Source organism: Pseudomonas sp. GW823-FHT05G12, assembly GCF_058795575.1.
Map to the genome: position 1 here is coordinate 3,070,768 of NZ_CM179501.1, position 20,864 is coordinate 3,091,631.

The following is a 20,864-nucleotide window of genomic DNA, read 5'->3' on the forward strand; positions in this document are numbered from 1 at the left end:
GCGTGTTCGTTTATCGAACAGTATCTTCCGGTACTCGCGTGGCCTGCACGTGACGGCGGACCAGGCGCTCCTGCAACGACCGTCATTCACTGCACCGGCAGGAAGTTCATCAGCAACAGGCTTTGCGCGTAATTCAAGCCTATGCGCCGATAACGCTCATCCAGCAACTCGGCCAGCAAGTCCAGCCGCGCGACGATCTTGCCGAACTCAACGGCAAAACTCAGGTTGCTGCCCTCCTCCGAGATTTCGTTCGAGAACAGCAGCAACACCCCATTGGCATCTTGCCGCTGGCTGAGCATCCATGTTGCCTTCTCGATATTGCGCGCGGCATTGTTTACGAACAGGGGATCGATGGTATCGGTCATGTAGAACTCGGTACGCCCACCATGCGCGGTGATCAGCATGCTACCGATGGCGTAGATGAAGGCGCCGACCCGGTCCCCGCGAAACTCCGGGCTCAGGGCGTAGCTCAATGCCGCCAGGTCACGGCGGTTGCCCAGTTGCGGCAGCGGCCGGCGCTGTTCGATGGCGATGCGGATCTGTCGCTCGGCGGTGGCGGCGTCAAGGTAGCCAGACATCTTCCACTGGCTGGGGTTGCGCAGGTACAGCTTGTTCATCAGCAGGTACAGGCTTTGCAGGTTGTCGCGCATCGACAGCGTGGCCAGGCGGTCGACGCTTGTCTGGAACAGCTCGCTGGGTTTGCCGTTGCCGAGCTGGTTGACCATGTCACGGCCCTGCTGCTGCGTACAGGCGCACAGGCATGCCAGGGCACCTGTCAGTAGCAGGCGGGGGAGGAAATTCGCGTAGCTTGCAACCATCGGCACCGGGTCGATATTCGGCGGCTGCGCCGGGAGTCAGCGCGGCCTGGCCAAGCATAGAGCCCGAAAATGGGAAAAAGTGCGGTGGCTGGAGAGAATGGAAACCTGTGGCGGCCTCTTCGCGGGTGAACCCGCTCCCACAAGAAGGGACTCGCCCGCGAAGAGGCCAAGTGCGATGAACCCGGATCACATGGCGTGGCGCAACATCTCCAGCACCTGCGCATGCAGCGCAGGGTCACCACAGGCCACCACGCACCCGCCATCCTGCGCCGAACTGCCATCCCACGCCGTGATCACGCCACCCGCCCCTTCGATGATCGGCATCAGCGCCTGTACGTCATACGGCTGAAGGCTCGCTTCGACAATCACGTCGACAAAGCCCGACGCCAGCATGCAGTAGGCATAGCAATCACCGCCATAACGCATCAACCGCGCCTTGCCGGCGACCGCTTCGAATGCCGCCTTGCGCTCGGCGGTGTCGAACATGTCCGGTGTGGTGCACATCAGCGTGGCGGCAGACAGGTCGGCGCAGGCACGCGTCTTCAGGGGCGTGCCACTGCGCCAGGCGCCTGCCGGGGTACCCACGAAACGTTCGCCGGTGAACGGCTGGTTCATCACCCCCAGCACGGGGCGGGTGCCGTCATTCAGGGCAATCAAGGTGCCCCACAGCGGCAAGCCGGTAATGAAGGCGCGGGTGCCATCGATCGGGTCCAGCACCCAGGTCAACGGGCTGCTGCCCACCGCAACGCCGGCCTCTTCGCCAAGAATGCCGTGTTCGGGGTAACGCGCCTGGATCAACTCACGCATGGCGTCTTCAGCGGCCTTGTCGGCCACGGTCACCGGGTCGTACAGACGCCCGCCCTTGTCCTCGACATCCAGGCTGGCGCGGAAGTACGGCGCGATCGCTGCAGCGGCAGCATCGGCCAATTGCTCGGCAAAGGCGCGATACTCAACGATCTGTTCAGCACTCAGGGACATGGGACAGGCCTCGTGACAATGATGGGGCACGCATCATACCCGACACATCGCCCCGGTGTACGCTGCGGCAGTCTAGACTGAACATGATCAGGTCACCGGGGGGCTGCCACACGTGGAGGTGTGCGATGAGCCAGTTCAAACGTCTGTTCGTCATGCTCGGCCCGCAAATGCGTCATACGCCTGCGCTGCAACGGGCGGCGGCGTTGGCAGAGTCCAGCGGTGCCCTGCTGGATATCAATGTGTTCGTCGACGACGTCGACACCTTTGGCTTGATGAGCGATGGTCGTGAGCGTGAGCGGCTGCTCAGCGACAACCGCCAATGGCTGGCGGATGAGGCCGAACAGCTGAGCGATGCCGGAGTGGACGTGTCCACCGAGCTGTTGTTGACCCGCGACCCGCTGGGCAGCGTACTGGAACGGGTCGAACGGCTGGGCTGCGATCTGTTGGTCAAGGACGTACAGCACGAGCCCGTACTCAAACGCCTGCTGGTCACGCCGCTGGACTGGCAGTTGCTCAAGGACAGCCCGGTCGCCGTGCATCTGGTCAGCGACATTCGCCTGCCCCTGCCACGGCAGATCGCCGCCGCGGTGGACCTGAACAGCCATGGCGCTGGCGAGCACCTGGACGAGCAGGTCATCCACTGCGCCCATGACCTGGCCCTGCAGTGCAACGCCGAACTGCACCTGCTGCATGTGTGCGACGCGTCCAAGACCCACATCGCCGACTTCGGCGCCGGTACGGTCACCATGCCCGGCTTCGACAGCAGTGTGCGAACCGCGCAGCGGGCGGCGTTCAACCGCCTGGGCGACCATCACCAGATCCCGCTGGAGCGCCGGCACTTCCTCGAAGGGGCCGCTATCAGGGCCATTGCCCAGTTCGTCGGCCACAACCGGGTGGACGTGATCGTCATGGGCAGCCATAGGCATGACGCCATGCAGACATTCCTGGGCAGGACAACGGCGCATGTGCTGGAACACCCGCTGTGCAATGTGCTGGCGATCAAGGCTGTTCGCTGAGCTTCAGCAGCCTGCCCAGGGGCCAGGCAGGAATAACCTTGTACTGCGAAGAGGCACTTGCACCCACAGAGCAGCTTCTAACCTGTGGGCCCCTTCGCAGTGCCCAGCAGGCACTGTTGTCACTGACGCTTTATCTTCGCTGGTATCTGGTACACCAGTGCCACTCAAAATTAATGCATTTGATAATGATTCGTAGTATGTTCGCGGCGTTTCCCGACCCAGCCCCTCAGCGCCCTATTCAAGGACCGTACTGTCGATGCGCCGCACGTTCGTCTCGCTTTGTGTGCTTCATGCTGTCTCCCCGCTGGCCTTTGCCGAGCCTGAACCGCTCAGCGACCCTAACCAGATCGAACTCCAGGCCCTGAGCATCACCAGTACTGCCGACGGTGAACGCGCCGACGGCCCGGTCGATGGCTACAAGGCCACCCGCTCGGCCAGTGCCACCCGCACCGACACGGCGCTGCACGAAACCCCGCAATCGGTCAGCGTGGTGCCCAAGGATGTGCTGGTAGACACGGGCGCCACGCGCCTGCAGGACGGCCTGGACTACGCCGGTGGTGTCGGCCGCGCCAACAACTTCGGCGGCCAGGGCCTCACAACCTTCACCGTGCGTGGCTTCACGACCGGCGAGTTCTATCGCAACGGCTTTCCGATCAACCGCGGCTACCCCAATGCTCCGGATGCCAACACCGTCGAGCGCCTGGAGGTCATCCGTGGCCCAGCCAGCAGCCTGTACGGCCGTGGCGACCCCGGCGGTACGTTCAACGTGGTCAGCAAGCAGCCGTTGCCCGAGTCCAAGGTCACCCTTGGCAGCCAGTTCGACGACCAGGGCATGCACCGTGCCACCCTTGATGCCACCGGGCCGCTGAGCCAGGACGGCTCGCTGGCCTACCGCCTGAACGTACTGGGTGAAGGCGGCGACAGCTTCCGCGACGATGTCGAAAGCGAACGCTACGATGTCGCTCCGGTCATCAGCTGGCAGGTCAATGACGCCACGAAGATCACCTTCGAAGGCGATTTCATGCGCAACAACCACCCCCTCGATCGCGGCCTGACCCGCTACCCCACCCAGACCGGCAGCGCCTCGCGCGATACCTATATCTGGGAAAAAGGCAGCGACAACCTGCTGCACAATGACAACAACATGGCCCAAGTGCGTTTCGAGCACCTGCTCAATGACAACTGGTCGCTGGCTGGCGGGTTCCAGTTCCTCGATGGCTCGCTCAAGGGCAACGCTGTCGAAGCCGACGGCGCACCGGCAGACGGACGCACGCTGCAGCGCAACTTCAACTACCGCAAGCTGGAGTGGACCGACCGCGACTGGCAGCTGAACCTGACCGGGCATTTTGACACCGGCAATTTCAGCCATACCTTGTTGACCGGGGTCGAATACGAGAACTACGACTACAACTCGATCATCCAGCGTTCCTCGGCAGCCTACCCAATCGACATCTACAACCCGGTACTGGGCCAGCCGCGTCCGGCCCTGAACCGCACCACCACCTGGGACAAGGAAAACCTGCAGACGTGGGCGTTCTTCATTCAGGACCAAGTGGCCCTGACCGAGCGTTTGAAGGCATTGGCAGGCGTGCGCTTCGAGCGTTTCGAGCATGACTATGACAACAAGCTGAACAATGCCGGCGATTTCAGCAAGGGCGAAAACGGCGTCACACCCCGCCTTGGCTTGATCTATGACCTGACCGATACCCTGGCGGTCTACGCCAACACCGCACGTTCGTTCAAACCCAATACGGGCACGCCGGCCAGTGGCGGTGGTTTCGACCCGGAGAAGGGCAAATCCTACGAGCTGGGTGTGAAATGGGAGTCACTCGACCGCCAGTTGAGTGTCGACGCGGCGATCTACCATATCGTCAAGGAAAACGTACTGACGCGCGACCCTGTGAATACCAACTACAGCTTGGCCGCCGGGGAAGTGCGCAGCCGCGGGCTGGATATCAACATCGCCGGCAATATCACGCCTGAGTGGCGGGTAATCGGTGGCTACGCCTATGTCGATGCCGAAGTTACCAAGGACAACCGCCTGCCGACGGGTACGCGACTGGCCAACATCCCGCGCAACAGCTTCAGCCTGCTCAACACTTATGAGTTCCAGGACGGTTTTGCCAAAGGTGTTGGGTTAGGACTTGGGGTGAAGTATGTGGATGACCGGAATGGTCAGACCGAGGCGGTCACCTACAACATGGACCAGTACACCGTGGTTGACCTGCTGACGTTCTACAAGGTAAACGAACACGTGCGGTTGAACCTGGACGTGAAGAACGTGTTCAACAAGGGGTATGACGAGGGCGCGTTCAACAGCTACGTATACCCCGGCGCACCGCGCACGGTGCAGGCCGGCGTTTCCTATACCTTCTGAATTGCCGGGGCCGCGCAGTGGCCCCGTAATTTCAGAACGCTGTGCTGTAGAACAGCGAGTACGACTCTATGCCGTCGTTTGGCTGCTTTATCCCGGCGTTGGAGTAGTGCATGGCACGGATGCCTACCTTCTGTTCTCCCGGCAACTTCAGGCCAAAGCCGATACGGTCTTCAAAGTTGACCGCCGACCCCAGTCGCTGGTCACCCACGTCGGTCTTTGAAAACGCTGCCAGGCCAATGCCTGCCTCGATGTAAGGCGTGTAGGTAAAGCCGCTGAACTCATAAGTGAACACCGGGCTGAACGACAGCGAATGCGCACCACTGGCATCGCCACCTTCCCAATAGGTGTAGGCCGCATCCCAGTAACCGCTCACATGGCCGGTGCTGCTTTCCAGCCATGTCTTGTCCCAGTCGAACGACATGCCAATACGGTACGTCATGTCACCTTGGCCAGTGGCGCCCACGGCGCCTGATATCTGCGCTGCCTGGACCAGATCGGCCCCGGCAAAGGCCAGCACTGCTACGGCCAGCGAAGCTGCTAGACGGTTTTTCATCAACGACTCTCCTGATGGTCTACACGGCAAGCGGGGGCTTGGGCCCCTCGATGTTTTGCGCTGACCGGTGCATCCAGACCGGTCATACGAAGTAATACTTTTCTGATTATTGTCCAGATAATCAGAAAGTTGGAAGTGTATTGCCACTATTGGCTAAATCACGTGGTAAAGATGTGCCTGCCGGGCACAGGAATTCGCGAGGCGTGACCTGACCCCAGGCAGGAGTACAGGTGTACTCCTGCCCGACTTTTCATCAACGCCAGTTAAGGTTAACGGTCGTGGGCGCCTTGCCCGTGACGGCCGCCCACTGCTGCACCGCCTGGCCTTGGGCATTGCCAATGACCTTGTATTTGCCGGGAGGCAATTGCACATACAGCAGCGGCCCGGCATCGCTGACACTGAGTACGGGCTGGCCCTGGGCATTCTGGATATCGACGGTGGCCCCGCTCTGGAACTTGCCTTCCGGGCCGGTCGAAAGCTCTACGTGCAGGTCATAACCCGTGGTCTTGCGCAGGGCATTGGCCTCGTCCTGGCCGATACCGCCCTGCAGGTAGCGCACGCCATTCTGCTCCTGCGGTTGCAACTGCACGGCCTGCATGTCGATGGGGGCATTGAGGTCGGCAGCGGCGGCCAGGGTCCATGGCAGGGCCAGGGTGATCAGCAAGGCAGCGCCGAGCGCATAGTGATGGTTACGCATGGTACGACCCTCCTTTCGAGGATGGCTTACCTATTATCTGATCCTCCCAGCGAAAGGGTGTTCGTGCTGATGCCTGGTCATGTCGGTGAAATGCACTTCAGATAATCAGGTTATCGAGTGAAAACATCAGCTTGCGCGGCCTTCTTCAAGCAACTTCACGAACATGCTCAAACTGCGCGAGACCGTACCCCGTCGCCATACCAGCCAGGTTTTCAGATAGCGGAAGTCCTCCGACATTGGCCAGGCGCTGACGGTGCTGCACCCGGGCATATTGTCGAGCATGCTGCGCGGCAGCATGGCCAGGCCGGCACCTGCACTGACGCAGGCCAACATGCCGTGGTACGACTCCATTTCGTGAATCTTGCCCGGTACCGCCTGGTCCTGCACGAACCAGTTTTCGAAGTGATGGCGGTATGAACAGTTGGCGCGGAAGGCGTAGATGCTTTCACCGTTCACGTCCTGCGCGCGGGTCACCGGTGTATGGTTGAGCGGCGCAATGACCATCATCTCTTCCTCGAACACCGGTATGCCCTCCAGCGTCGGGTGCAGCACCGGGCCGTCGACGAACGCGGCCACCAGGCGGCCAGACAACACGCCTTCGAGCATGGTCCCGGAGGGCCCGGTGGACAGGTCAAGGTCAACCTTGGGGTAGCGTTGGTTGTAGGCGGCCAGCAACGCCGGAATGCGCACCGCCGCCGTGCTTTCCAGCGATCCGAGGGCAAAGGTGCCCTGCGGGTCTTCACCCGCCACGGTCAGCCGCGCCTCATGGACCAGGTCTAGAATGCGCCGGGTGTATTCGAGGAAGTTCCAACCCGCAGGCGACAGGCGCAGGCGGCTCTTCTCCCGAATGAACAGCTCTACACCCAGGTCCTCCTCCAGTTGCTTGATGCGCGTGGTCAGGTTCGACGGCACCCGATGGATGTGCTGCGCGGCGGCGCTGATGCTGCCCTGCTCTGCCACAGCCTTGAAGATCTCCAGTTGCACCAGGTCCACAGCCATTCTCCAAACGTGAATGTTTCGCTCATTATTATTCAGTTTTCATTAAAGCCATAGCCCACTAGTCTGGCCTCACTGATTAACAACATCGAGAGTGTCCCGCCATGAGCGCGATCAGCAGCCTGACCCACGCCATCTCCCTCGACCCGTACAGCGGCGAGCAGATCGGCGCCTACCCGTTCGACACCGACGCCGCACTGGAAGCGGCGCTGCAACGCGCCAAGGTTGGCTACCGCCAGTGGCGCCAGGTGTCGCTGGGTCAGCGCAGCGAGTACCTGCTGGCCCTGGCCGGCACCCTCGAAGCCAAGGCTGAAGCTTTCGCGCACATGATCAGCCGCGAAATTGGCAAGCCGATCGCCCAGGCTCGCGGTGAAGTCAGCAAGTGTGTGGGCCTTTGCCGCTGGTACGCCGAGCACGGCCCGGCGATGCTCGCCGCCGAGCCGACGCAGGTCGAAAAAGCCCGTATCGAATATCGCCCGCTTGGCCCGATCCTGGCCGTGATGCCGTGGAACTTCCCGGTCTGGCAGGTGCTGCGCGGTGCCGTGCCGGCGATTCTGGCGGGTAACACCTACGTGCTCAAGCATGCACCGAACGTGATGGGCAGCGCCTACCTGATGGCTGAGCTGTTCAAGGATGCCGGCCTGCCGGAAGGCGTGTTCGAAGTGCTGAACGTGACCCCGGATGGCGTCACCCGCGCCATCAACGATCCGCGCATCGCCGCCGTGACCCTGACCGGCAGCGTGCGTGCCGGCATGGCGATTGGTGCACAGGCCGGCGCCGCGCTGAAGAAGTGCGTGTTGGAGCTGGGAGGCTCCGATCCCTTCATCGTGCTGGCCGATGCCGACCTGGATGCCGCCGTCCAGGCCGCGGTGATAGGCCGCTACCAGAACACCGGCCAGGTGTGCGCCGCCGCCAAGCGCCTGATCGTGGAAGCAAGCATCGTCGACGCGTTCACCCACAAGTTCGTTGAAGCCACTCGCCAGTTGAAAGTCGGCAACCCGCTGGAGGACGACACCTATATCGGCCCGATGGCCCGCTATGACCTGCGCGACGAGTTGGATGGCCAGGTTCAGGCGACGCTGGCCGAAGGCGCCACGTTGCTGCTGGGCGGCAACAAGGTCGAAGGCGTGGCCAACTTCTACGCGCCGACCGTGTTCGCCAATGTCACCCCGGACATGACCGCGTTCAAGCAGGAGCTGTTCGGCCCGGTAGCGGCGATCATCACTGCACGCGATGCCGACCATGCCGTGGAACTGGCCAACGACAGCGAGTTTGGCCTGGCCTCGACCATCTACACAGCCGACTATGCGCTGGCCGAACGCATGACCGCCGCACTGGATACCGGTGGCGTGTTCATCAACGGCTACTGCGCTTCGGACCCCCGCGTGGCGTTTGGTGGCGTGAAGAAGAGCGGTTTCGGCCGTGAGCTGTCGCACTTTGGTGTGCGCGAGTTCACCAATGCCCAGACCGTGTGGCTGGACCGTAACTGATTCATGACCCTGGGGCTGCTTTGCAGCCCCAGCTGCGTCAATCCCGCACCTGGTCCTTGACCCAGTCCAGCATCCCCCCCGGCACGATCAGTTCATGCCGCGCCCGCGAACAGGCGGTATACAACCCCGCCAGCATACGCGCCCGTTCATTGCGGTTACCCGCCACCTGTGGCGCCACCATCAGCTCCGGCGACACCATTACCCGGGCAAACTCCATGTTCTTCACATCCCGTACTCGCCCTAGGAACAGCTTCGGCGCCTTGTCCCAGCGGTAACGGCTCTTGGCCTTGGCAAAGTGCTCCGGCGTGTAGCCTTTGCGCAGCATGTTGGCCACGGCGACGAACGCTTTGTCATCGCCCTTGTCCTGTTCCAGCGCCTGCCAGCTGGCATAGCGGAACAGCATCGGGTGGCGCGGCCGGGTGCCGTAGCGGTACAGCTCGATGCAGTCCTCGACGAACAGCTCAAAGTCCTTGCGGGCGCTTTTCAGCAACAAGAACGGCACCCCCTGATGCGTGAGGCGCTGGAACCAGCCAAACAGGCCCCATTCATCATCGACGATAAGCGCCGTGGGCTGTTCCGGTACCATCACCGTATCGAAGAAGCTGACCCGGGTGTAGTGCTCGGCGCTGCCACTGAAGGCCGCCTGGATCGTGGCCGGGTGCGCCTGGATCAACGGGTTGAGCACATTGTCCATTGCCGGCCCGGCGCGCAGTGAATGGTCGATGCAGCGTTGCCGGATGAAGCTGCCATGGTGCGGGCTGAGGCCGTTGAGGTTTTGCAGTTCGTCACCCAGGGTAATGATCGACTGCGGACTGCGATCGAGTACCGCCAGCATCGGTGCCGACAGCTCGTGGGCTTCGTCGACGATGACATGGGTGTAACGGCTGTCGATGACATGCTCGGTCAGCGACAGCAGCTTGACCCGGTGGTAGTCACGCACCGGCAGCTGAATGTCCCGCGCCGACGGGCGAATCAGCTCTTGCCAGTACAGGCGTGCCTTTTCCAGCAGCACCTCCTGATCCAGCGGCGAGGTGCCAGGCCCGGCCCAGGGCAAGTGGTGCAGCTGAAGCTGGGTATCGGCACTGTGGCAGAACGTGCGCACGGCGCGGATGCACAAGGCAACCACATCACGCGCTGCGAGCGGGCCGATATCTGGGATGGACAGCCAGCGCACCACTTGCGCTTCCTGGGGGCGCCAGGACAGCTTGGTGCGGTACGGATCGCGCAATCGCCAGCCGTTGCTGGTGAGGTCACGGTTGAGCAGCTCGTCAGCCAGTTGGCCGAAGGTCAGCGCGGTATAGGCGGCAGCGTCCTTGACCCGCGCCTGCAGCGCGCGCAACTGGCCTTCAGTCAAGGCCAGCAGCAAGGTGCGCTGTGGCTCCAGCAGCCGGGCGAACTGGTGAATCAGGAAGGTCTTGCCGGTGCCGGCGAAACCTTGCACAGCCACAGACTCGTCGATGCCACTGAGGAATTCGCGCAGCAGGCGGTTCTGCTGGTCGCTGAGCATCAAGTCACTGGCCAGCGACGGCAGGTACACCGGGTGCAGCGGCGTGGCCCGTTGGCGGTAGCGGTCGGCGAACTGGAAGTTCCACTGGCCTTCGTCATCCAGCCATTCGTCCGCCTGGTACTGCACTTCGGCCGACAGCAGTGCAATGCCGTTTTCGCCCAGCATGCCCAGGCCCATGGCGAACGCTTCGCGATCGAATTGCTGCGCTACCTGGGCCTGGAAGCGCCCGGGGGCGACACCTTCTACTTCGTTGGCGATGCGCACGATTTCGGCGAAACGACGCTCCTGCGCGTCGGCCGAGGCGGTGGCAGGCTGGCGTGGCAGGTTTTGCACGAACAGCACGGTAGCGGCATCGACAACACTGGCGGTGGTGAAGAACTCGGTAACGGCCGCGCTGGCGAGGCGGTCGGCCTGGTCGCTGGGCAAAGGCAGGTAGAACATCGGCACCTCGGGTGAAATCAGGGCGGCACGATAGCAACTTTTGGCGTGGAATGCTGGGTTCAGTGTTGCCTGGGCTGGCCGCTTCGCGGACTTGCCCGCGCCCCAGGCAACGTGCGATTCACGAAACCATGCTGGTGCTGTGGGAGCGGGCGAGCCCGCGAAGAGGCCGGCAGCCCCGCCTCCACCTCAAACCCGGCAGCGCTTCAATGTTTCACTGGGAAACTCCTTGAACAACTGCCGGTAACTCTCTGAAAACCTTCCTAAATGCCAGAACGACCAGCGCATCGCCACCTCGGCCACGGTCACGCCGCCACCGCGCAACAGATCACGCCGCGCACCGTTGAGCCGACGCAGGCGCAGCCAGTGCGCCGGCGGCATGCCGGTAAAGGCCTTGAACGCCTGTTGCAACTGGCGCAGGGAAACCCCAGCCACGTCTGCCAGCTCAAGCAGGTTCAGCGTCTCTTCCGGGCAATCGGCCGCCCATTCGCTGACCCGGTGCATGATCGCCCTCTCCTCGTCCCGCCGCCCCAGGGCCACGCCCTGTAACCGCTGGCTGGCATTGTCGAGAATGAACAGGCAGTCCTCCAGCAGCTGCTCAGCCAGGGCCTGCCCTTGCAACGGGCAACCCTCCTCGCCCAACCGGGTCAAGGTGGCGCTGAGCCAGCTGCCGAACAGCGCATTCTGGCCGCTGCCCAGTGGCACCATGAACAACCCTTCCAGGCGCTGCGGGTCCAGGCCATGGCGGGCCAGGAAGGCCTGGTCGAACACGACCGCCACCTCCTGGTAGTTCTCCGGCGTGATCCAGATATTGCGGCTTTGCTCGTTCAGCAGGTACAGGCTGTTCTCGCTGCGGTCGAAGCAAAACGCCAGCGAGCCGCTTGGCGCGCGGAAAAACTGCTCCACCCGGGTGTTCAGGCGCTCTTCGTACACCTCCACACCATCCAGCCCCAGACACCGCAGCTCACCGCTGAAGTACCCGGGCGACATCTGCCGGTACTGCTGCTGCCAGCCAGGGGTGGCGCGCACTTGCTCGGTGACGTCAGTGGTGTGGAAAGCCTGGACCTTCAACGCATTGGCGGTTGTCACACATCGTCCTGTATGCACTCTTTTGGTGCATTCGATACTGAAGAAAGTGGATAGATCGCCCCGGGGGGCTGCGCCCAAGATAGTCTCCAGCGCGTCACCTGGGAAGCGTAACGCCTTCGCAACTGTTCAACGATTTTCGCAAGCGCCCACGCTCCCCCACTAAAACCCAACCAAGAGGTCTGTATGAACGCCCCCTTCGATCAGCTGTCCACCTGGCTGAAAGAACACCGGATCACCGAAGTCGAATGCGTGATCAGCGACTTGACCGGCATCGCCCGCGGCAAGATTGCGCCTACCGCCAAGTTCCTCCATGAGCGAGGCATGCGCCTGCCAGAAAGCGTGCTGCTGCAGACGGTCACCGGCGACTACGTCGACGATGACATCTATTACAACCTGCTCGACGCCGCCGACATCGACATGGTCTGCCGCCCCGATCCCACCGCCGTTTACCAGATCCCGTGGGCGATCGAGCCAACCGCGATCGTGATCCACGACACCTTCGACAAGCAAGGCAACCCTATCGAGCTTTCGCCACGCAACGTCCTGAAGAAGGTGCTCAAGCTGTACGCCGACAAGGGCTGGCAGCCGATCGTCGCACCCGAGATGGAGTTCTACCTGACCAAGCGCTGCGAAGACCCGGATTTGCCACTGCAGGTACCACTGGGGCGTTCCGGCCGTGCTGAAAGTGGCCGTCAGTCGTTCTCGATCGACGCCGCCAACGAATTCGACCCGCTGTTCGAAGACGTCTACGACTGGTGCGAGATCCAGGGCCTGGACCTGGATACGCTGATCCACGAAGACGGCCCGGCGCAGATGGAGATCAACTTCCGCCACGGCGACGCGCTGGACCTGGCCGACCAGATCACCGTGTTCAAGCGCACCATGCGCGAGGCCGCGCTCAAGCACAACGTGGCCGCCACGTTCATGGCCAAGCCGATCACCGATGAACCCGGCAGTGCCATGCACCTGCACCAGAGCGTGGTCGACATCGCCACTGGCAAACCGATCTTCGCCAACGAAGACGGCAGCATGAGCCAGCTGTTTTTGCATCACATCGGCGGCTTGCAGAAGTACATCCCCAAGCTGCTGCCGATGTTCGCGCCCAACGTCAACTCGTTCCGCCGCTTCCTGCCGGATACCTCGGCACCGGTCAACGTCGAGTGGGGCGAAGAAAACCGCACGGCCGGCCTGCGCGTGCCCACCTCCAGCCCTGAGGCGATGCGGGTGGAAAACCGCCTGCCGGGCGCCGATGCCAACCCGTACCTGGCCATCGCTGCCAGCCTGCTGTGCGGCTACCTGGGCATGGTCGAGCAGATCGACCCTAGCGCACCGGTGCAGGGCCGCGCCTATGAACGCCGCAACCTGCGCCTGCCGATCACCATCGAGGATGCGCTGCAGCACATGGAAGACTGCGAAACCGTGCAGCAGTACCTGGGCAAGCAGTTCGTCCAGGGCTACGTGGCGGTCAAGCGCGCCGAGCACGAGAACTACAAGCGCGTCATCAGCTCGTGGGAGCGTGAATTCCTGATGCTGAGTGTCTGATCCACCGCGGGGGTGCTCTGCACCCCATGCACAGGCAAGCCTGCTCCGAACTCGAAGAACAAGACCAACGAGGTGTTCCCATGCGTCATCTGCAAGCCCTGATCCCCGCTGCATTCACCCTGCTGTTCGCCACCACCACCCAGGCCGCGCCCACGGTCAGTGTGTACAACTGGACCGACTACATCGGTGACACCACCCTGGCCGACTTCCAGGCCAGCAGCGGAATCAAGGTGGTCTATGACGTGTTCGACTCCAACGAAACCCTTGAAGGCAAGCTGTTGGCCGGGCGTACGGGTTATGACGTGGTGGTACCGTCCAACCACTTCCTCGCACGCCAGGCCCAGGCCGGCGCCTTCCTGCCGCTGGACCGCAGCAAGCTGCCGAACTGGCAGCACCTGGACCCCAAACTGCTCAAGCAACTTGAACAGAACGACCCCGGCAACCAGTACGCCGTGCCTTACCTGTGGGGCACCAATGGCATCGGCTACAACGTCGACAAGGTCAAAGCGGCACTGGGTGTGGACCATATCGACTCGTGGGCGGTGCTGTTCGAGCCCGAAAACCTGAAAAAGCTCAAGCAGTGCGGCGTGGCATTCATGGACTCGCCCGACGAGCTGTTCCCGGCCGTGCTCAACTACCTGGGCATGGACCCGCGCAGCGAAAAACCGGGCGACTACGCCAAGGCCGAGGCCCGCCTGCTCGAACTGCGCCCCTACATCACCTACTTCCACTCCTCCAAGTACGTCTCTGACCTGGCGAACGGTGATGTCTGCATCGCGTTCGGCTACTCCGGCGACGTGTTCCAGGCTGCCAACCGCGCCGTAGAAGCGAAAAACGGCGTGAAGGTCGCCTACAGCATTCCCAAGGAAGGCAGCAACCTGTGGTTCGACCTGCTGGCCATCCCCAAGGACGCCAACAACCCCGAGCAGGCCCTGGCGTTCATCAACTACCTGCTCGACCCCAAAGTGATCGCCAAGGTCAGCGCCACGGTCGGCTATGCCAACGCCAACCCGGACGCCAAGGCCTATATGGATGCATCGCTGGTGAACAACCCGGAGATCTACCCACCCCAGGAGGTGCTGGACAAGCTGTACATCTCCAGCACCCCGAGCCCGAAAATCATGCGCGTCATGACCCGCTCCTGGAGCAAGATCAAGTCCAACCGCTGAGTCGAGAACGCTCATGTCTTTCAATACCCAACACACTGCCTCGTACTACGCCGCCACAGCGCGCGACGCGGCCCCCTACCCCAGCCTGGACAGTGAACTGACGGCCGACGTATGCGTGATCGGCGGCGGCCTGACTGGGGTCAATACAGCCCTGGAGCTGGCCGAGCGTGGCCTCTCGGTGGTACTGCTGGAAGCCCGACGCATCGGCTGGGGCGCCAGTGGGCGCAATGGCGGCCAGCTGATTCGCGGTATCGGCCATGATGTCAGCGGCTTTGCCCGGCATGTCGGCCAGGACGGTGTGCGCTACCTGAAGCAGGCCGGCATCGACTCAGTGGAACTGGTGGCCGAGCGCATCGCCCGCTACGGCATTGCCTGCGATCTGCGCTGGGGCTTCTGCGAACTGGCCAACACCGCGGCGCAGTTCGCCGCCTTCAAGGAGGAACAGGACGACCTGGTCGCTCTGGGCTATCGCCATGAAACACGCCTGGTCAGCGCCGGGCAGCTGAACGAGATCGTCGCCAGCGACCAGTACGCTGGCGGCCTGGTCGACATGGGCTCGGGACACCTGCACCCACTTGATCTGGTCCAGGGCGAAGCCCGCGCGGCCCACGGCCTGGGCGTGCGCATTTTCGAGCAAAGCCCGGTGCTGCGCATTGAGCACGGGCCCAGGTTGACGCTGCACACGGCGCGCGGCAAGGTGCGCGCAAGCAGCCTGGTGCTGGGCTGCAACGCTCACCTGGATGAACTGGAACCGCGCCTGAGTGGCAAGGTGCTCCCGGCCGGCAGCTATGTAGTGGCCACCGAACCCTTGCCCGAAGCACTGGCCAGCAGCCTGATCCCGCAAAACATGGCGCTGTGCGACCAGAAGGTCGGCCTGGACTACTACCGCCTCACCGCAGACCGCCGCCTGCTGTTCGGCGGCGCCTGCCACTATTCTGGTCGAGACCCCAAGGACATCGCTGCCTATATGCGGCCCAAGGTGCTGAAAGTATTCCCGCAACTGGCCAACGTGCGCATCGACTACCAGTGGGGTGGCATGATCGGCATCACCGCCAACCGTTTCCCCCAGGTCGGGCGCCTGAACCAGCACCCTAACGTGTATTACGCCCAGGGCTATTCCGGCCACGGGCTGAACGTGACGCACTGGACGGCGAAATTGCTGGCCGAAAGCATCGCCCTCGGCCACAGCCACGGCCTGGATGTGTTCAGCGCCGTGCCGCACCTGACCTTCCCCGGCGGCAAGGCCCTGCGCTCCCCCCTGCTGGCACTGGGCATGTTGTGGTACCGCTTGCGTGAGGCCCTGGGTTGAGTGGGCCGCAACGTTTGCAGCGTCGCTCCAGGCGAGCCCGTCCCGGCCACGCACTGTGTTCTTTTCAAAGAGGATTGCCCCGTCCACTGGCCAACTGCCTCGCACCTGCTAGCGTTGTTGTGGCCGACCTCTCATGGATGCCTTTTCATCATGAAATCATTGCCTCGCATTACCCTTTTGTGCGCCGCGCTGCTTGCCGTGGCCGCCTGCTCCAGCAACCGCGTGGACCCCAAGGATTACTCCGGCTTCCTCAAAGACTACAGCCGGCTGCAAGAAGCCAAGAGCCCGTCGGGTGACCCGGTGATGCGCTGGATCGACCCCAAGGTCAATATCAACCAGTACAGCCAGGTGTTCGTCGAGCCAAGCCAGTTCTACCCCAAGCCGCAGCCCACAGCCGTTATCTCGCAGCAGACGCTGCAGGAAATCACCCGCTACTTCAACGAGGCCCTGCGCCGCGAAATGGCCAGCGTGATGCCGTTGGCCAAGGGGCCTGGCCCGGGCGTGATCGTGGTACGCCCGGCGATCACGGCAGTGTCCACTAGTAACGAGGGCCTCAGGCCTTACGAGGTGATCCCTATCGCGCTTATCGCGGCGGGAGTGAATACCGCCATGGGTGGCCGTGACCAGGACGTGGATGTCGGTGTGGAGGCAGCGTTCCTGGACGGCGCCAGCCAGAAGGTACTGGCCCAGGTGGTCCGCAAGGGCGCGGGCCAGGAACTGGAGAACGATACCCAGAAGCTGACCTTGAATGACGTCAAGCCGGTGCTCGATGGCTGGGCCAAGGACATGCGTGCGAGCTTCCTGGCAGCGAAGCAGAAAGGCCGCTGAGTCAGCGCTGACCCAACAGATCAACGCAACCTGGTGAAGGAGCGGCCCATCGAGACCCAAGGCCGCTCCAGTTGACCGCGTTAAACATCAGCACTCGACAAAAGCGACCGCCAAACCGCCGCGCGAGGTTTCCTTGTAATTGGCATGCATGTCCGCGCCAGTATCACGCATGGTGCGGATCACCCGATCGAGCGAGATGAAGTGCTCGCCATCCCCCCGCAGCGCCATCTGCACGGCGTTGATCGCCTTGACCGCAGCAATCGCATTGCGCTCGATGCACGGCACCTGCACCAGGCCGCCCACCGGGTCGCAGGTCAGCCCAAGGTTGTGCTCCAGGGCAATTTCGGCGGCGTTTTCAAGCTGGGGCGGCGTAGCACCCAGTACCTGCGCCAGGCCGGCAGCAGCCATCGAACAGGCCGAGCCCACCTCCCCCTGACAACCCACCTCGGCACCGGAAATCGAGGCGTTCTTTTTGCACAGGATGCCAACCGCCGCTGCGCCAAGCAGGAAGTCCACCACATCAGCATCGCAGGCATTGGGGTTGAACTTCATGTAGTAGTGCAACACCGCCGGGATAATGCCGGCTGCCCCGTTGGTGGGCGCGGTAACCATACGCCCACCGGCAGCATTTTCTTCATTGACCGCCAAGGCGAACAGGTTGACCCACTCCATGGCACCAAGGGTCGAGCCGATCACGTTGGGCTTGCCCAGCTCCTGCAGGCTGCGATGCAACCGCGCGGCGCGGCGCTTGACGTGCAAGCCGCCCGGCAGGATGCCCTCGTTGCGCAGGCCGTTCGCCACGCACTCACGCATGGCCGCCCAGATGCGCAACAAGCCTTCGCGCACCTCGGCCTCCGGGCGCCAGGCGCATTCGTTGGCCATCATCAGTTGCGCCACGCTCAGGTTGTGGGCCTTGCACAACGCCAGCAGTTGGGCACCACTGTCGAACTCATAAGGCAGCATCACGGCATTCGTTTCGCTTGCCGGCGCATCGATCTCGGCTTGCTCGACGATGAAGCCGCCGCCCACCGAAAAATAGGTCTGGCTCAACAGGCTGCGCTGCCCGTCCATGGCTTCCACGCTCATGGCATTGGGGTGATAAGGCAGGCTCTCGTCGAGCAGCAGCATGTCACGGCCGTAGTCGAAGGCCAGCGGATGGCTACCGTCGAGCATCAGGCAGTGCTCTTGCAGGACCTGGCCGATGCGCGACTCGATCGTGGACGGGTCGATACGGTCCGGCCACTGGCCCATCAAGCCTAGCAGGCACGCGCGGTCGGTGGCATGGCCAACCCCGGTGGCCGACAGCGAGCCATACAGCCGCACTTGCACGCGCGTTACCTGGGCCAGCAGCCCCTGCTCACGCAAGGCCTGGGCAAAGGTGGCCGCCGCGCGCATCGGGCCGACGGTATGGGAACTGGACGGCCCGATGCCAATTTTGAAAAGGTCGAAAACACTGATAGCCATGCTAATGCCTGACCCTGCCCTGATATGCATCCAGGGTAGGGTTGTCTGAAGAAATTGAGCGTTATTGCGATTTTGCGCGATACTGCCGCGCTGGCTCACGGATGACCAACGAAACTTCCTAAGCAAGCCTTTAGTGGTACTAAACGATGCGACGACAACTCAATGGTCAGATGTTCGTCTGGCTGCATGTATTTGCCTGCGCAGCCCGGCACTTGTCCTTCACCCGCTGTGCCGAAGAGCTGCACATCACCCCGGGCGCGGTCAGCCAGCAGATGCGCCAACTGGAAGAGCGCCTGGGCTACCGGCTGTTCCTGCGCCGGGCGCGCGGCGTGGAGCTGAGCGCCGAGGGGCAACGCCTGGCCCAGACGGTGGCCGAGGCCTACGGCAGTATCGAAGCCGAGCTGCTGCGGCTGGACGCGGGGGAAATCCGCGGCACCTTGCGTGTGCGTTCGATCCCCTCGTTCCTGGCCAAATGGCTCACGCCGCGCTTGCCGCGTTTTCAACAGCGCTACCCGGATATCGAACTGCGCCTGGTCGCCGAAGACAGTGCCCAGGCGCTGACCCCGGGTGATTTCGATTTGGCCATCGACCTGAACGATGGTAGCTACCCAGGCATGCTTTCGACGCCACTGCTGGACGAGCAGATCTTCCCGGTGTGCTCACCTGCCCTGCTGCGCGGGCGCCCGCCGCTGCATGGCCCCGCTGACCTGGCGCACTACCCGCTGCTGCATGACATCACCGCCTGGCGTGGCAGTTCGGAATATGCCGAGTGGGAGTTCTACCTGGAAGGCATCGGCGCCGCCGGCCTGGATGTGCGGCGCGGGCACACCTTCAACCGCAACCACCTGACCATCGAGGCGGCTATTGCCGGTATCGGCGTGGCGATTGCCCGCCGCACGCTGCTCAATGATGAACTGGAACGCGGGGCACTGATCGTGCCGTTTGGTGTACCGATCGCCAACCACAAGCGTTACGTAGTGCATTACCCGCCAGGCGGCTTGAACCAGCCAGGTGCGCGGGCGGTGCATGACTGGCTGGTGGAAGAAGCGCGGGGGTTCAGGGCGTTGCATCCGTTGAACAAGGAATAGCCACCTGGGCGCGCTTGGAGCAGGAGCGCCTCGCTCAATAAGCCTGCTTACCGGTGAAGGCATTAAGCGTGCGCACCAGGATCACGAAGTCCAGCCACAACGACCAGTTGTTGATGTACTCGATGTCCGAGTCGACCCGCTGGATCATTTGCTCGATATCCTTGGTCTCCCCCCTGAAGCCGCGCACCTGCGCCAAACCTGTCATGCCTGGCTTGATATTGTGGCGGGCAAAGTAGTCAACGATATCCTGCGAATACAAGGTGTCATGTTGCAGGGCATGCGGCCGCGGCCCGACCAGGGACATTTCCCCGGTCAGCACATTGAACAGTTGTGGCAGTTCATCAAGGCTTGTCCGCCGGATAAAGGCGCCGACCCGGGTCAACCGTGGGTCGTTCTTCTGCGCCTGCTTGACCACACCTGCTTCCGGTTGGTGAACATGCATGCTGCGAAACTTCCAGATACGGAACGATTCTCCTGTCCAGCCGGTACGTTCCTGGCGGAAGAACACCGGGCCGCGGCTATCGATCTTGATGGCCAGCGCAACAGCCAGCAACACAGGTGATGCAAACAGCAAAATCAACGCGGCCAGCACCCGGTCTTCAAGGTTCTTCAAGAACAGGCTCATGCCCGTCAAGGGTGTCTCCGACAAGGTCAGCACCGGAATGCCGGCAATTTCCCGCACGCTGTGGTTGATCAGGCGCAACGAGAAGATATCCGGCACCCAGTTCACCGCAATGCACTTGTCGAGCAACTTGAAATACACGTCGTTGATGACCTCGGAGCCACCCAGTGGTGTCACCAGATACACCGTACGAATGCCGTGTTGGGCCACCAGCTCGTCGAGGTCGCCAATATGCCCCAGCACCGGCAGGCGCTGCTTGCCCTCGGCACTCTCCAGCCCCTGCCCATCGCCTTTGTCGAGCAGCACGCACCCCAGCACTCGCTCGCCAAACCACGGGTTGTTGCTGATTTTCTGATACAGGAAGTTGGCCAGGTCACCGTTGCCGATGATCAGGGCATTGTCCAGGCGCGCATGCGCGCTAAAGCGCTTTTGCAGTTCGCGCACGGCAAAATGCAAGAATAACTGGGCGACATAACCAATGACGAACAGTTGCACCACCAATAGCCGTGAATAGGTTTCGCTCTGTTTGGTCAGGAACGCCATGACGACCAGGAAGCAAAACGTTGCCGACCAGGCCTTGAACAGGCGGAACGCCTTGATCGAAAGCCCGACGTTGGTGCGGTAGATCGCGTAATGATCATAAATGACTGCCAGTGCGCCAATCAGCAGCAGCAGCATGATCACGTAATCGGATGTGATATAGCCGAACTGGTCGTAGATCAGGTACCAGGCAATACCGGTGACGGCAATACCATCGAGGCCGGCCTGGATGGCGTTACTGACACTGCTTCTTCTCTGGAGTAAGGAACGACTGCTTCTGGGTTCGAAAACCATTTCAGACCTCATCAAGATGAGCGTAGCAAGTGCCTTCCATCAAACAGCA

The 20,864-nt window shown here is 62.3% G+C and carries 17 protein-coding genes; 8 read left to right on the forward strand and 9 right to left on the reverse strand.

Annotated features, from left to right (window positions below; genetic code table 11):
- Positions 1-86: 86 nt before the first annotated feature.
- Together AC3RCM_RS13920 and hisN are read right to left on the reverse strand one after the other, a co-directional pair.
- A complete protein-coding gene (locus AC3RCM_RS13920) occupies positions 87-818 on the reverse strand; it encodes a hypothetical protein (RefSeq protein ID WP_019751653.1) in 732 nt (243 codons plus the stop codon).
- Positions 819-1,004: 186 nt separating this feature from the next.
- Positions 1,005-1,796, reverse strand: a complete 792-nt coding sequence (gene hisN / locus AC3RCM_RS13925; RefSeq protein WP_064492792.1) for a histidinol-phosphatase — start codon at positions 1,794-1,796, stop codon at positions 1,005-1,007.
- Positions 1,797-1,921: 125 nt separating this feature from the next.
- Between hisN and AC3RCM_RS13930 the strand changes: the two genes are divergently transcribed.
- Positions 1,922-2,812: a universal stress protein gene (locus AC3RCM_RS13930; RefSeq protein ID WP_492628951.1), complete on the forward strand. Its 891-nt coding sequence runs from the start codon at positions 1,922-1,924 to the stop codon at positions 2,810-2,812.
- A 256-nt stretch (positions 2,813-3,068) separates the two neighbouring features.
- Positions 3,069-5,189: a TonB-dependent siderophore receptor gene (locus tag AC3RCM_RS13935; RefSeq protein WP_064492794.1), complete on the forward strand. Its 2,121-nt coding sequence runs from the start codon at positions 3,069-3,071 to the stop codon at positions 5,187-5,189.
- 31 nt (positions 5,190-5,220) lie between these two features.
- Here the strand turns inward: AC3RCM_RS13935 and AC3RCM_RS13940 are convergent, their stop codons facing one another.
- From AC3RCM_RS13940 to ptrR, 3 genes are all read right to left on the reverse strand, one after another.
- Positions 5,221-5,742, reverse strand: coding sequence for an acyloxyacyl hydrolase (locus AC3RCM_RS13940; protein WP_492628952.1), 522 nt, complete (start codon positions 5,740-5,742; stop codon positions 5,221-5,223).
- A 253-nt stretch (positions 5,743-5,995) separates the two neighbouring features.
- Positions 5,996-6,439 (reverse strand): carboxypeptidase regulatory-like domain-containing protein, encoded by a 444-nt coding sequence (locus AC3RCM_RS13945; protein ID WP_129931706.1) that lies wholly within the window; start codon positions 6,437-6,439, stop codon positions 5,996-5,998.
- A gap of 126 nt (positions 6,440-6,565) precedes the next feature.
- On the reverse strand, positions 6,566-7,432 hold the full coding sequence (ptrR, locus tag AC3RCM_RS13950) for a putrescine utilization regulator PtrR (protein WP_004374302.1): 867 nt from the start codon (positions 7,430-7,432) through the stop codon (positions 6,566-6,568).
- Positions 7,433-7,539: 107 nt separating this feature from the next.
- On the opposite strand from ptrR, the gene AC3RCM_RS13955 reads away from it, so the two are divergent.
- On the forward strand, positions 7,540-8,925 hold the full coding sequence (locus AC3RCM_RS13955; RefSeq protein WP_014591019.1) for an aldehyde dehydrogenase family protein: 1,386 nt from the start codon (positions 7,540-7,542) through the stop codon (positions 8,923-8,925).
- A 37-nt stretch (positions 8,926-8,962) separates the two neighbouring features.
- Here AC3RCM_RS13955 and AC3RCM_RS13960 read toward each other — a convergent pair whose 3' ends face one another.
- Both AC3RCM_RS13960 and AC3RCM_RS13965 read right to left on the reverse strand, forming a co-directional pair.
- On the reverse strand, positions 8,963-10,873 hold the full coding sequence (locus tag AC3RCM_RS13960) for a DEAD/DEAH box helicase (protein ID WP_049587821.1): 1,911 nt from the start codon (positions 10,871-10,873) through the stop codon (positions 8,963-8,965).
- Between the two features lie 186 nt (positions 10,874-11,059).
- A complete protein-coding gene (locus AC3RCM_RS13965; RefSeq protein ID WP_049587807.1) occupies positions 11,060-11,959 on the reverse strand; it encodes a helix-turn-helix domain-containing protein in 900 nt (299 codons plus the stop codon).
- Positions 11,960-12,142: 183 nt separating this feature from the next.
- Here AC3RCM_RS13965 and AC3RCM_RS13970 point away from each other — a divergent pair, with 183 nt between their 5' ends.
- The 4 genes from AC3RCM_RS13970 (at position 12,143) to AC3RCM_RS13985 (ending at position 16,807) form a co-directional block, all read left to right on the forward strand.
- Entirely contained in the window at positions 12,143-13,501 is a 1,359-nt protein-coding gene (locus AC3RCM_RS13970; protein WP_010954037.1) for a glutamine synthetase family protein, read from the forward strand.
- Positions 13,502-13,581: 80 nt separating this feature from the next.
- The gene (locus AC3RCM_RS13975; protein ID WP_010954036.1) at positions 13,582-14,670 is read left to right on the forward strand and encodes a polyamine ABC transporter substrate-binding protein; all 1,089 of its coding nucleotides are present in this window, start codon (positions 13,582-13,584) and stop codon (positions 14,668-14,670) included.
- A 13-nt stretch (positions 14,671-14,683) separates the two neighbouring features.
- Positions 14,684-15,979, forward strand: coding sequence for an NAD(P)/FAD-dependent oxidoreductase (locus AC3RCM_RS13980; RefSeq protein WP_198748205.1), 1,296 nt, complete (start codon positions 14,684-14,686; stop codon positions 15,977-15,979).
- A gap of 150 nt (positions 15,980-16,129) precedes the next feature.
- Complete coding sequence (locus AC3RCM_RS13985; RefSeq protein WP_020191796.1) at positions 16,130-16,807, forward strand: DUF3313 domain-containing protein; 678 nt, start codon at positions 16,130-16,132, stop codon at positions 16,805-16,807.
- Positions 16,808-16,894: 87 nt separating this feature from the next.
- Here AC3RCM_RS13985 and AC3RCM_RS13990 read toward each other — a convergent pair whose 3' ends face one another.
- Positions 16,895-18,271, reverse strand: a complete 1,377-nt coding sequence (locus tag AC3RCM_RS13990) for an L-serine ammonia-lyase (RefSeq protein WP_492628953.1) — start codon at positions 18,269-18,271, stop codon at positions 16,895-16,897.
- A 146-nt stretch (positions 18,272-18,417) separates the two neighbouring features.
- Here AC3RCM_RS13990 and AC3RCM_RS13995 point away from each other — a divergent pair, with 146 nt between their 5' ends.
- A complete protein-coding gene (locus tag AC3RCM_RS13995) occupies positions 18,418-19,359 on the forward strand; it encodes a LysR substrate-binding domain-containing protein (protein ID WP_012052371.1) in 942 nt (313 codons plus the stop codon).
- Positions 19,360-19,393: 34 nt separating this feature from the next.
- Here the strand turns inward: AC3RCM_RS13995 and AC3RCM_RS14000 are convergent, their stop codons facing one another.
- Entirely contained in the window at positions 19,394-20,815 is a 1,422-nt protein-coding gene (locus AC3RCM_RS14000; protein ID WP_004374281.1) for an undecaprenyl-phosphate glucose phosphotransferase, read from the reverse strand.
- Positions 20,816-20,864: the final 49 nt, after the last annotated feature.

Coding starts and splice junctions, on each gene's coding strand:
- AC3RCM_RS13930 (WP_492628951.1), top strand. CDS start 1,922: ATGAGCCAGTTCAAACGTCTGTTCGTCATGCTCGGCCCGCAAATGCGT.
- AC3RCM_RS13990 (WP_492628953.1), bottom strand. CDS start 18,271: ATGGCTATCAGTGTTTTCGACCTTTTCAAAATTGGCATCGGGCCGTCC.
- AC3RCM_RS13945 (WP_129931706.1), bottom strand. CDS start 6,439: ATGCGTAACCATCACTATGCGCTCGGCGCTGCCTTGCTGATCACCCTG.
- AC3RCM_RS13955 (WP_014591019.1), top strand. CDS start 7,540: ATGAGCGCGATCAGCAGCCTGACCCACGCCATCTCCCTCGACCCGTAC.
- AC3RCM_RS13935 (WP_064492794.1), top strand. CDS start 3,069: ATGCGCCGCACGTTCGTCTCGCTTTGTGTGCTTCATGCTGTCTCCCCG.
- AC3RCM_RS13975 (WP_010954036.1), top strand. CDS start 13,582: ATGCGTCATCTGCAAGCCCTGATCCCCGCTGCATTCACCCTGCTGTTC.
- hisN (WP_064492792.1), bottom strand. CDS start 1,796: ATGTCCCTGAGTGCTGAACAGATCGTTGAGTATCGCGCCTTTGCCGAG.
- AC3RCM_RS13970 (WP_010954037.1), top strand. CDS start 12,143: ATGAACGCCCCCTTCGATCAGCTGTCCACCTGGCTGAAAGAACACCGG.
- AC3RCM_RS14000 (WP_004374281.1), bottom strand. CDS start 20,815: ATGGTTTTCGAACCCAGAAGCAGTCGTTCCTTACTCCAGAGAAGAAGC.
- AC3RCM_RS13995 (WP_012052371.1), top strand. CDS start 18,418: ATGCGACGACAACTCAATGGTCAGATGTTCGTCTGGCTGCATGTATTT.
- AC3RCM_RS13960 (WP_049587821.1), bottom strand. CDS start 10,873: ATGTTCTACCTGCCTTTGCCCAGCGACCAGGCCGACCGCCTCGCCAGC.
- AC3RCM_RS13980 (WP_198748205.1), top strand. CDS start 14,684: ATGTCTTTCAATACCCAACACACTGCCTCGTACTACGCCGCCACAGCG.
- AC3RCM_RS13940 (WP_492628952.1), bottom strand. CDS start 5,742: ATGAAAAACCGTCTAGCAGCTTCGCTGGCCGTAGCAGTGCTGGCCTTT.
- AC3RCM_RS13985 (WP_020191796.1), top strand. CDS start 16,130: ATGAAATCATTGCCTCGCATTACCCTTTTGTGCGCCGCGCTGCTTGCC.
- AC3RCM_RS13920 (WP_019751653.1), bottom strand. CDS start 818: ATGGTTGCAAGCTACGCGAATTTCCTCCCCCGCCTGCTACTGACAGGT.